The organism is Pseudomonas sp. GW456-L13, from assembly GCF_017350115.1.
Lineage (GTDB): Bacteria > Pseudomonadota > Gammaproteobacteria > Pseudomonadales > Pseudomonadaceae > Aquipseudomonas > Aquipseudomonas jessenii.
On the sequence record NZ_JACNAS010000002.1, the window covers coordinates 1,775,873 to 1,788,079 of the forward strand.

Here is a 12,207-nt window from a genome sequence, read left to right on the forward strand (position 1 = left end):
TCCCCAAGCGGTACTTGCATCTTGGCCCACCCACCCGCATAACTTGCTGCATGAACCTGCCCATTCCCGCAGACAGTGCCCTGAGCGGCTTCCACCCTGCCGTCAGCGCCTGGTTCAGCCACACGTTCCCGGCGGTCACCGCCGCCCAGGCCCGGGCGTGGCCGTTGATCCGCCAGCGCCGCTCAACCCTGGTCGCCGCGCCCACCGGTTCCGGCAAGACCCTCACCGCCTTTCTCGCCGTCATCGATGACCTGGTGCACCGCGGCCTGGAAAGCCCCGAAGGCTTGCCCGACGCAACCCTGGTGGTCTACGTCTCGCCACTCAAGGCCCTGTCCAACGACATCCAGATCAACCTGCAAAACCCGCTGGCCGGCATTACCGAGCAATTGCGCGTGATGGGCCTGCCCGAACTGCAGATCAGCACCGCCGTGCGCACCGGCGATACACCGCAAAAAGATCGTTCGGCAATGCGCAAGACCGCACCGCACATTCTGGTGACCACGCCGGAATCCCTGTATGTGCTGCTCGGTTCCGACTCTGGCCGGCAGATGCTCGGCACCGCACAAACAGTGATCGTCGACGAGATCCACGCCATGGCTGCCAGCAAACGCGGCAGCCACCTGGCACTGAGCCTTGAACGCCTGCAAGCCCTCTGCCCGGAGCCACTGCTGCGCATCGGGCTGTCGGCCACGCAAAAGCCCATCGAAGCCGTCTCGCGCTTCCTTGTCGGTCGCGACCGCCCGTGCGAGATCGTCGACATCGGCCACGCCCGCCCCCGCGACCTGGACATCGAAGTACCGCCCGTGCCGCTATCGGCCGTGATGGCCAACGATGTCTGGGAGTTGGTCTACGACCGCCTCGCCGCCCTCGCCCGGGAACACCGGACCACGCTGATCTTCGTCAACACCCGACGTCTGGCCGAACGCCTGAGCCGGCACCTGAGCGAGCGCCTGGGCAAGGATGCCGTCGCCGCCCACCACGGCAGCCTGGCCAAGGAATTTCGCCTGGATGCCGAGCAGCGACTCAAGCGCGGTGACCTGCAAGTGCTGATCGCCACGGCGTCGCTGGAACTGGGGATCGACATCGGCGACGTCGACCTGGTGTGCCAGATCGCCTCGCCGCGTTCGATTGCCGGGTTTCTGCAACGGGTCGGCCGCTCCGGGCACCAGGTCGGCGGCACGCCCAAGGGTCGTTTGTTCGCCACCACCCGGGACGACCTGATCGAATGCGCCGCGCTACTCGACTGCGTGCGCCGGGGCGAACTCGATACCTTGCTGATCCCGCAAGCGCCGCTGGACGTGCTGGCGCAGCAGATCATCGCCGAGGTCAGTTGCCAGGAGTGGCCGGAACAAGCGCTACTGGAGATGCTGCGCCGCGCCTCGCCCTACGCCGGACTCGACGACAAACACTATCAGGCGCTGCTGCACATGCTCGCCGAGGGTTACAACGGTCGTCAGGGCATCCGTAGCGCCTACCTGCATCGCGACGCTGTGAGCCGCACCCTGCGCGGCCGCCGGGGCGCGAAACTGACGGCGGTGACCAGTGGCGGGACCATTCCGGACAACGCCGACTACAGCGTGCTGCTGGAGCCTCAAGGGCTGAACATCGGCACCATCAACGAAGACTTCGCCGTGGAAAGCATTGCCGGGGATATCTTCCAGTTAGGCAACACGTCCTATCGGATCCTGCGGGTGGAAACCGGCAAAGTCCGGGTCGAGGATGCCCAGGGCCAGCCGCCGACCATTCCGTTCTGGCTCGGTGAAGCACCGGGGCGCAGTGCCGAATTGTCCTCGGCGGTGGCGCGCTTGCAGGCACAACTCGATGACCTGCTGGGGGCTGCGCCAGGTGACTTGCAACCAGCGCTCGACTGGCTGACCGAGACCCTGGGTTTGAACATCGCCAGCGCCGGACAACTGGTGGATTACCTGGCCCGTGCGCGGCAAACGCTGGGTGCCCTGCCATCCCAAGACACGCTGCTGATGGAGCGCTTTTTCGACGAGTCCGGCGGCACGCAACTGGTCATTCACACGCCGTTCGGCAGCCGCATCAACCGCGCCTGGGGCCTGGCCCTGCGCAAGCGTTTCTGTCGCACCTTCAATTTCGAATTGCAGGCCGCCGCCAGCGAAGACGCCATCGTGCTGTCGCTGTCCACCAGCCACAGTTTTGAACTGGACGACGTCTGGCGCTACTTGCACAGCAACAGTGCCGAACACATCCTGATTCAAGCCGTGCTCGACGCGCCGCTGTTCGGCGTGCGCTGGCGCTGGAATGCCGGCGTGGCCCTGGCGCTGCCGCGCTACAGCGGCGGGCGCAAAGTCCCGCCGCAGATCCAGCGGATGAAAAGCGAAGACCTGATCGCCAGCGTGTTTCCCGATCAGATCGCCTGCGTGGAAAATCTCGCCGGCGAACGGGAGATTCCCGACCATCCGCTGGTGGAACAGACCCTCGACGATTGCCTGCACGAAGCCATGGACAGCCAAGGCTGGCTGGCCTTGTTGCGGCGCATGGAACGCGGCGACATTCGCCTGATCAGCCGCGATTTGCCGGCGCCTTCACCGCTGGCGGCGGAGATTCTCAGCGCCCGGCCCTATACCTTTCTCGACGATGCACCGCTGGAGGAACGTAGAACCCAGGCAGTGCTCAATCGGCGCTGGAGCGACCCGCAATCCACCGACGACCTCGGCACCCTGGACGCCGAGGCGATTGCCGCCGTGCGCAACGAAGCCTGGCCGGCGCCCTGCGGGGTCGACGAAATGCACGAGGCCTTGATGAGCCTGGCGTGCATCACCGATACCGAGGCCGGCGCCAATCCGCAGTGGTTCGACTGGCTCAAGACCCTGGCCGACAGTGGCCGCGCGAGCCGTTTGCAGATCAACGCCAGGCAATCGCTGTGGCTGGCGCTGGAGCGCCTGACCTGCCTGCGGGCGATTTATCCCCAGGCCGAATTGACGCCGTCGCTGCAAGCGCTGCCGGACTTCGACGAGGTCTGGGAAGCCGACGACGCCATCCTCGAACTGATCCGCGCGCGGCTCAGCGCTTTCGGGCCGCTGGCGCTCGAGCGCATTGCCGAACCACTCGGCTTGCCCGCTGCGCAGGTCAACCAGGCCCTGGCGCAACTGGAACGCGAAGGCTACGTGCTGCGCGGTCGCTTTACCCCGGGCGCCACCCGGGAAGAATGGTGCGAGCGGCATTTGCTGGCGCGGATTCACCGCTATACGGTCAAGCGCCTGCGCCGGGAAATCGAACCGGTGGCGTTGCAGGATTTCATGCGCTTCCTGTTCGACTGGCAGCATGTGTCGAGCGCAAGCCAGGGTCAGGGCGCCGCGGTACTGCCAGCCGTCGTCGCGCAATTGGAAGGCTACCCTGCTGCCGCTTCAGCCTGGGACAGCGACATCCTGCCGGCGCGGATCAAGGACTACTCAGCGACCTGGCTCGATGAGCTGTGCCGCAGCGGCAGACTGGTGTGGACGCGCCTGACTGCGCACAACAAAAGCGCCAGCACCGCGCTGCGCAGCACGCCGATTGTGTTGCTGCCGCGCAACCGGGTCGGCCTCTGGAGCGGCTTGACCGAACAGACGCCGGTCAGCGAACTGTCGCCGAAAACACAAAAGGTCCACGCCGCCCTCAACCAGCATGGCGCGCTGTTTTTCGATGAACTGATCCATGAGGCCCATCTGCTGCGTTCGGAACTGGAGATCGCCTTACAGGAACTGGTGGGCGCGGGGCTGGTGAACGCCGACAGCTTCGCCGGGTTGCGCGCACTGATCACCCCGGCCAGCAAGCGCCAGCCTCGCAACAGTCGACGCGGGCGCGGGGCATTTATCGGTGGTATGGACGACGCCGGGCGCTGGGCCCTGTTGCGACGCACGCCTGTCGCGCCGGTGGTGCAAAACCAGCGGACGCCTGCCGATACCCTTGAGCACATCGCCATGACCTTGCTGCGCCGTTACGGCGTGGTGTTCTGGCGTTTGCTGGAGCGTGAAGCGGACTGGCTGCCGAGCTGGCGCGAACTGCTGCGTACTTTCCATCGCCTGGAGGCTCGCGGCGAGATTCGTGGCGGGCGTTTTGTCAGTGGCCTGGCGGGCGAGCAATTCGCCCTGCCCGAGGCGATCCCCTTGTTGCGGGAGGTGCGGCTTCGGCCCCATGACGGCAGCCTGGTCGCGGTGTGCGGGGTCGATCCGCTGAACCTCGCCGGCACGCTATTGCCCGGCGCGAAAGTCCCGGCACTGGCGAGCAATCGGCTGGTATATCGCGACGGGTTGGCGGTTGCTGCCGAGATTGCCGGCAAGCAGCAGTTCTGGCTGGAGCTGGATGAACGGGCGATGGCTGAAGTGCGCAGTAAGCTTATCCGGCATTAATGTCGTCTGGACCGGCCCCATCGCGAGCAAGCTCGCTCCCACAGGGGATCTTCTGTGATTACAAATTTTCGGCACAACAGAGATCACTGTGGGAGCGAGCTTGCTCGCGATGGGGCCAGACCAGCCACTGAAAGCCTCAAGTACAAAACTGACTATTGAGACCGCGGCCGCTCCGGCATCAACACCGCCGAATGCTCCGGTGCGGCATCTCCCTCCCTCAGTGGCTCGACAGCATGCCTGGGCACCAATGCCTGCTGTGGATAAGTTTGCGCGAAGTTCACCCACGGGCAGTTATCCACAAGCTTTTTCAAACGCTGGTTGAAAGCCCGGCTCACCGCGTATTGACCACCGGACACCGTACGGAATTGCGCGGTCAGCACCACACCGTTGAGGTCCATCTTGTCGACGCCAAACACATCCAGCGGCCCTTGCAGGTTGTAGCGCAGGAACGGGTCGTTGCTGATGGAGTGCCCGGCCTCGCGGATCAGTTCGATGGCCTTGTCGACATCGGTGTCGTAGGTGAATTGCACCGAGAAAAACGCATAGGCGAATTGCCGCGATTGGTTAGTCACGGCCTTGATCTGCCCGAACGGCACCGAGTGCACGAAGCCCTTGCCATCGCGCAGGCGCAAGGTACGGATGGTCAGGCCTTCGACGGTGCCGGCATGCCCGGAATCGAGCACCACCCAGTCACCGATGGACAGGGTGTCTTCGATGATGATGAACAGCCCGGTAATCACGTCCTGCACCAGTTGCTGGGAGCCGAAGCCGATCGCCAGGCCGATGACCCCGGCACCTGCCAGGAATGGCGCGACGTTGATCCCCAGGTTGGCCATGGTGGTGATCGCGCAAATCACCACCAGGATGATTTTGATCGCGTTGCGCAGCAGCGGCAGGATGGTTTTCACCCGCGTACTCGGCTGGCGCGCCGAGCGCTTGTTGGTTGGCGGTTTCAGGGCTTCCTGAATCGCCGTGTCGAGCACCACCCAGACCATCCAGGTCACCAGCAGGATCAGACCGATGTGGCCCAGGGAATCACTGATCGCCCGGCCCACGGCATTGGTCACCGCGAATTCGAACAGCGACACGCCCCAGATCCGCCCGAGGATATCGATGAACACGATGGCCATGGCGATGCGCAACAAGGCATGTGACAAATTGAGAAAGCGCTCCTTGTAGGCGCTGCCGCGGCGCAGGTCCGCTTCGCTGCGCGTCTTGAACAGATGATGCAGCGTGGTGCTGAGAAACACCGTGGCGATCAGCAGCACCGTGGTGAACAAGGCGCTGCGCAGCACTCTCTGGTTGTCCACCCCGGCGCCGATCAGGTTGATGATCGAAACCAGGACCATCAACAGAATCGGCCAATACCAGAGCCCGGAAAATATCCGCAGGGTTTCACGCAACGCCGGCTGGCTGAGGCGCTGGGCCAGCGGCAGGATGCGGATCACATGGGCGACCGGGCGACGCATGCGGATCACCAGCAAGCCGAAGGAAATCGACGCTGCCAATCCAGTGAACACGGCGATGCTGCTGGTGAGATTACTGCCCAGTTGATGGGCGATCTGCGGGCTGGTCAGGGCATCGCTCAGGGCCACCAGAAAACCGATGCCGAACAGCGGTCGTGGGCTGTGTTGTCGAATAATCTGCACCGCCCGCCGCTTGTGTCCGGCATTGAACATCACCACCAGCGACAGCACCAATGACGCGGCAAAGATCCCGGCACTGGTGGCATAGGCAAAACACAACGCCAGCGCCCGTCCCGCCGATATCGGCAAAAGCTGGCTGGCATAAATCGTCAACGGCAGACTGATCACCGCCGGAAGGGTGTAGGGCAACACGTAACCGAGCAACGCCTGGCCCCGTTCGCGACTGAGCAGCAGACGGTGCTCGCACAGGCGCCTGGCGACCATCCGCCCAAGCAGCCAAAGACAGGCAAACACGGCCGCCCACACGCAGGTCAGCAGCAGGAAATCGCCGGCGACGCGCCAGGGCGAACGGGCCGATGGCTTATTGACCAACTGATCCACTTCATCGGCCGCGAGGTCGGCACGCAGGCGCCAGACGTCGAGGAAGTTTTCGTTGAGATCGAGTTTGGTCTGGACCTCGTCGATGCTTGAACTGATGGCCCCCAGCAATCCGCCTTGCACCAGCGGTTCAGGGTGGGCCGGCGGAGTCGCGGCGGTCGCGGTGGCCGGCAGCCCCGGTATCGCGGCGGCTTCCAGTTGCTCGCTACCCACAAACAGCAACGCTCCCAGCAGTATCGCGGTCTTGAGCCTGATCAAAACACCCGCTCCTTTGGCTGTGTCGGTAAGGAACTGATCGAGAAATGTCGGGCAAGTTCGGATATTGCCCGCAGATAGCAGGACAGTGATTTCTCCTGTGGCGAGGGGGCTTGCCCCCGTTGGGGGGCGAAGCGCCCCCAAAACCTACCGTTCGAATTCATCTGATGCGCCGCATTCAATGGGTTTACGACTGCTTCGCAGCCGAACGGGGGCAAGCCCCCTCGCCACAAGTATGCATCCGTCCTCGCGATATTTGATCTGCACGCAAATATCAAATGTCCATCCCTGTATTTTTCTGACCGAGCCAAATCCCGACACTGCGCTCCATCACATCATTGCACCGGAGTTGCAGCCATGCCCATTGCCTTGCTCGCGCTGACCCTCAGCGCCTTTGCCATCGGGACGACCGAGTTCGTCATCGTTGGCCTGTTACCCACCATCGGCGCCGACCTCGGCGTCAGTCTGCCATCCGCCGGCCTGCTGGTCAGCCTGTATGCCCTTGGCGTTGCCGTCGGCGCCCCGGTGCTGACCGCCCTCACCGGCAAGGTTCCGCGCAAATTGCTGCTGTTGTCGCTGATGGTGCTGTTCACCCTCGGTAACCTGCTGGCGTGGCAAGCACCGAGTTACGAGTCGTTGATCCTCGCACGGATCGTCACCGGCCTGGCCCACGGGGTGTTTTTCTCGATCGGCTCGACCATCGCCACCAGTCTAGTGCCGAAGGAAAAAGCCGCCAGCGCGATTGCCATCATGTTCACCGGCCTGACCGTGGCGCTGGTCACCGGCGTGCCGCTGGGGACATTCATCGGCCAGCATTTCGGCTGGCGTGAAACCTTCCTCGCCGTCTCGGCCCTGGGCGTGATCGCCTTCATCGGCAGCCTGGTCTACGTGCCGAAAAACATCGCCCACAGCAAACCCGCATCGCTGTTGCAGCAATTGCAGGTGCTCAAGCAACCACGCCTGCTGCTGGTGTATGCGATGACGGCCGTCGGCTACGGCGGGTCGTTCATTGCCTTTACCTTCCTCGCGCCGATTCTTCAGGACCTCTCCGGCTTCAGCGCCAGCACCGTCAGCCTGGTGTTGCTGGTCTACGGCATCTCCGTGGCCATCGGCAACATCTGGGGCGGCAAACTGGCGGACAAGCGCGGCCCGATCAGCGCCCTGAAAATCATCTTTGCCCTGCTCGCCGCCGTGTTGTTCGTACTGACTTTCACCGCCGGTAATCCTTGGCTCGCGCTGGCCACCGTGCTGGTCTGGGGCGCCGTGGCATTCGGCAACGTGCCGGGGTTGCAGGTGTATGTGGTGCGTCAGGCTGAGCATCACACCCCGCAGGCGGTGGACGTGGCGTCCGGCCTGAACATCGCGGCGTTCAACCTCGGCATTGCCGGTGGCGCGTGGGGCGGTGGCCTGATCGTCGCCCACATGGGGTTGATTCACACTGCATGGATCGGTGGCCTGGTGGTGTTGGTGGCGCTGGCATTGACCGCGTGGAGTGGACGTCTTGATCGCCTCGGCCCGGTGTATGCCGAACCGGCTGAGGGCTCTGCCCGCGTTATTACTGCCCACTGATAACCCCTGTGGGAGCGAGCTTGCTCGCGATGACGGCGGTCCATTCAACATGGATGTGACTGATAAACCGCCATCGCGAGCAAGCTCGCTCCCACACTTGTTCGGTGTTGTTCCGTAGAAAATTTACCGTCCGTAGCCCCATCGAAACTTTTGCCGCCGCAGCGCAGTCACCCAAAGACATGGGGAGGTAGTCCGGAGGCGACATGGCGGCGATTCATATCGGTATTTCAGGCTGGCGCTACACGCCCTGGCGGGGAGACTTCTACCCCATTGGCCTGACCCACAAGCGCGAATTGCAATTCGCCTCGCGGGCGGTCAACAGCATCGAAATCAATGGATCGTTCTACGCACTGCAGCGCCCCGAACGCTATGCCGTGGAAATCCGCCATGACAGCTTTGTCGATCCGCTGTTCGTCCGCTTGCTCAAGCGCTACAACACGGCCCTGGTCATCGCCGACACCGCAGGTAAATGGCCGTATCGCGAAGACATCACCAGCGATTTCGTCTACCTGCGTCTGCATGGCGCCGAAGCACTCTATGCCAGCGGTTACACCCCGCAGGCACTAAAACGCTGGGGCGAACGAATCGAAGCCTGGCATCACGGCCAACAACCGGATAATCCACAATTGATCGCACCCCGGCAGAAGCCAAAGGCGTGCAAATCCCGGGAGGTGTTCTGCTATTTCGATAACGACATCAAAGTCCGCGCCCCCTTTGATGCACGCCACTTGCTGCAACGCCTGCACCTCGAAAAAAACCTCGCCACCGTCCCCGGTGAGCCTGCGGCCGAGAGCCTGTTGCCATGAGCATTCCAGAGCCGGTCGGCGTCACGGACGAGCAGACCCCCATCAACACGACAGTGCAACGCTTCACCGTGCTGACGGTCAACACCCATAAAGGTTTCACCGCACTCAACCGGCGTTTCATCCTGCCGGAACTACGTGAAGCGGTGCGCAGCGTATCTGCCGATGTGGTGTTTTTGCAGGAAGTCCACGGCACCCACGAACAGCACCCCAGGCGCTACACCAACTGGCCGGCGATGCCGCAATACGAATTCCTTGCCGACAGCCTGTGGCCGCAGTTCGCCTATGGCCGCAATGCAGTGTATCCGGCGGGCGATCACGGCAATGCGCTGCTGTCGAAGTTCCAGATCATCCGCCACGACAACCTCGACGTGTCCATCAGCGGCCACGAGAACCGCGGGCTTTTGCATTGCGTATTGCGCTTGCCCGGTGACGGCCAGGAGGTACATGCGATTTGCGTGCATCTGGGGCTGCGCGAAACCCATCGCACCGCGCAACTGAAGCTGCTCGCCCAGCGCCTGGACGCCCTGCCCGGCGACGCCCCGGTGATTGTCGCCGGGGACTTCAACGATTGGCGCCAGCGCGCCGATGCATTGCTCACACCCAGCGGTTTGCGCGAAGTCTTCGCCGAGCACCATGGCAAACCGGCGCGCAGTTTCCCCGCGCGCTTGCCGGCATTGCGCCTGGACCGCATCTACGTACGCAACCTCAAGGCCAGCCATCCGCAAGTGCTGACCTCCCGGCCCTGGTCGCACCTTTCCGACCACGCCCCGCTGTCGGTGGAGATCGAGCTATGAGCAGCCAGTTGATGGAAAAAAACACGCTGGAACACATCCCCGCTCCGCCCACCCGCGAGCCGACAGCGGTCGATGTCGAATACGGCTGGCAAGGCAGCAATCGGGTCGAGTTGCTGGAAAATGGCGAGGCGTATTTTCCCCGGGTGTTTGAAGCCCTGCGCCGGGCGCAAAATGAAATCCTGTTGGAGACCTTCATTCTGTTCGAGGACAAGGTCGGCAATGAGCTGCAACAGATTCTGATCGAAGCCGCCCAGCGTGGTGTGCGCACCACCGTCAGCCTCGACGGCTTCGGCTGCGGCGAACTGAGTACCGGGTTCCTAAACGCCCTGACCGCGGCCGGCGTGCACCTGCAAATGTTCGATCCGGCACCGAAACGCCTGGGCATCCGCACCAACTGGTTCCGGCGCCTGCACCGCAAGATCGTGGTGGTCGATGGCACCGTCGCGTTCGTTGGCGGGATCAATTTTTCCGCCGATCATCTGGCCGACTTCGGCCCCGAGGCCAAACAGGATTATTCCGTGGAAGTTCAGGGTCCGGCGGTTGCCGACATCCATCACTTTGCCCTGATGCAATGCGGTCGCCCGGCGCGCGCCAAATACTGGTGGCACCGCCGTCGGCAGCGGCGTTCGGAACTGGCCTTCAGCGACCACGATGGCCAGGTGCGGCTGGTGTACCGCGACAACGGGGAACACCAGACCGACATCGAGGAGGTTTACCGCCAGGTATTGCGCCAGGCGCAGCGCCGGGTGGTGATCGCCAACGCCTACTTCTTTCCCGGGTTCCGCTTGCTGCGCGAGATCCGCAACGCGGCCCGCCGAGGGGTGGATGTGCGGCTGATCCTGCAGGGCCAGCCAGACATGCGGGTGGCCAGGCTTGCGGCGCGCATGACCTACGATTACCTGCTCAAATCCGGTGTGAAGATCTACGAATATTGCGACCGTCCGCTGCACGGCAAGGTCGCACTGGTGGATGAAGACTGGAGCACCGTAGGCTCCAGTAACCTCGACCCGTTGAGCCTGTCGATGAACCTGGAAGCCAACGTGCTGATCCGCGACCGTGGCTTCAATCGAGTTCTGTTCGATCGCCTGGAAGACCTCAGCGACAACCATTGCAAGATCATGTCTCACGACATCGCGCCACGCGGGCGTGTCTGGCACATGACCGTCGGTTTTCTGGTGTTTCACTGCCTGCGGCATTTCCCGGCGTGGGCCGGTTGGTTGCCGGCGCATAAACCTCGCCTGAAACACATTCCTCCTCCGACCGGGGCCGCTGACCATGAACCGCACTGAGCCCCACACGGCAACTCACGCCAAAAGCCCTGGGAAGACGCACTGGAACCGCTGGAAACGACCGCTGACGATGCTGTTTTTCCTGATGCTGATCGTGCTGTTCACGATGCTCGCCCAGCGCATCGAATGGAACGAAGTGTTCGATACCCTGGCCGATTTCAAGGTGCGCACACTGATCATTGCCTCGGGGCTGACCCTGGTGAGTTTTCTGGTGTACGCCTGCTTCGACCTGATCGGCCGCACCTACATCCGCCAGAACCTGACCTGGAAGCAGATTTTGCCCGTGGGGATCATCAGCTACGCCTTCAACCTGAACCTGAGCGCCTGGGTCGGTGGCATCGCCATGCGATACCGGTTGTATTCGCGGCTCGGGGTCAGCAAGAGCAACATCGCGAAAATCCTCGGTCTGAGCCTGGCGACCAACTGGTTCGGTTACATGGTCATTGCCGGCGCCATGTTCAGCAGCGGGCTGGTACGCATGCCGCCGGGCTGGAAGCTCAGCAGTAGCGCGCTGCAAGGCGTGGGGGTTTTGTTATTGCTGCTGAGCGCCGGATACCTGGTGGCGTGCCGGTTGGCCAAACGTCGGGAATGGGTGATTCGTGGTGTGGAGATTGACCTGCCGTCGCCGCGCATGGCCGTGCTGCAACTGGCCCTCGGTGCCCTGAACTGGTCGCTGATGGCAGCGGTGATCTTCACCTTGCTACCGAACAAACTGGACTATCCACTGGTGCTGGGCGTGCTGTTGATCAGCGCCATCGCCGGGGTCATCACTCACATCCCGGCCGGGCTCGGCGTGCTGGAAGCCGTGTTTGTGGCGCTGCTGCAACACGAGGCTTCGCGGGGCAGCCTGGTTGCGGGACTGCTGGCCTATCGGGCGATTTATTTCATCCTGCCGTTGTTGATTGCCCTGGTGATGTACCTGCTGGTGGAAGCCAAGGCCAAGTCATTGCGGATTGCGAAGAACCCCAAGTGATTTTGTGCCGGTTGTGAGGACGCCTTCGCGGGCAAGCCCGCTCCCACAGTGTCTGTTGGTGGATGCAGATTCCATGTACACCCTCGATCCTTGTGGGAGCGGGCTTGCCCGCGAAGGGGCCCGCAAGAACACCCCAATA

Annotated in this window: 7 protein-coding genes; 6 read left to right on the forward strand and 1 reads right to left on the reverse strand. The window is 62.9% G+C overall.

The features are described 5' to 3' along the window. The first annotated feature begins 50 nt into the window (after positions 1 to 50). The gene (locus tag J4D25_RS22220) at positions 51 to 4,358 is read left to right on the forward strand and encodes a DEAD/DEAH box helicase (RefSeq protein ID WP_057713115.1); all 4,308 of its coding nucleotides are present in this window, start codon (positions 51 to 53) and stop codon (positions 4,356 to 4,358) included. A 152-nt stretch (positions 4,359 to 4,510) separates the two neighbouring features. Here J4D25_RS22220 and J4D25_RS22225 read toward each other — a convergent pair whose 3' ends face one another. After that, positions 4,511 to 6,640 carry a mechanosensitive ion channel family protein gene (locus J4D25_RS22225; RefSeq protein WP_057713114.1) on the reverse strand — a complete coding sequence of 710 codons (2,130 nt, stop codon included), beginning with the start codon at positions 6,638 to 6,640 and terminating at the stop codon, positions 4,511 to 4,513. Between the two features lie 354 nt (positions 6,641 to 6,994). On the opposite strand from J4D25_RS22225, the gene J4D25_RS22230 reads away from it, so the two are divergent. From J4D25_RS22230 to J4D25_RS22250, 5 genes are all read left to right on the forward strand, one after another. Further along, positions 6,995 to 8,206 (forward strand): MFS transporter, encoded by a 1,212-nt coding sequence (locus J4D25_RS22230; protein WP_057713113.1) that lies wholly within the window; start codon positions 6,995 to 6,997, stop codon positions 8,204 to 8,206. Between the two features lie 203 nt (positions 8,207 to 8,409). Beyond that, a complete protein-coding gene (locus tag J4D25_RS22235; protein WP_057713112.1) occupies positions 8,410 to 9,012 on the forward strand; it encodes a DUF72 domain-containing protein in 603 nt (200 codons plus the stop codon). Further along, positions 9,009 to 9,806: an endonuclease/exonuclease/phosphatase family protein gene (locus J4D25_RS22240; RefSeq protein WP_057713111.1), complete on the forward strand. Its 798-nt coding sequence runs from the start codon at positions 9,009 to 9,011 to the stop codon at positions 9,804 to 9,806. Before J4D25_RS22235 ends, J4D25_RS22240 begins: the two co-directional genes overlap by 4 nt. Next, positions 9,803 to 11,095: a cardiolipin synthase ClsB gene (clsB, locus tag J4D25_RS22245; RefSeq protein ID WP_057713110.1), complete on the forward strand. Its 1,293-nt coding sequence runs from the start codon at positions 9,803 to 9,805 to the stop codon at positions 11,093 to 11,095. The genes J4D25_RS22240 and clsB overlap by 4 nt, the downstream gene beginning before the upstream one ends. Then, positions 11,082 to 12,068, forward strand: a complete 987-nt coding sequence (locus J4D25_RS22250; protein ID WP_057713109.1) for a lysylphosphatidylglycerol synthase domain-containing protein — start codon at positions 11,082 to 11,084, stop codon at positions 12,066 to 12,068. Before clsB ends, J4D25_RS22250 begins: the two co-directional genes overlap by 14 nt. The last annotated feature ends 139 nt before the right edge of the window (positions 12,069 to 12,207 follow it).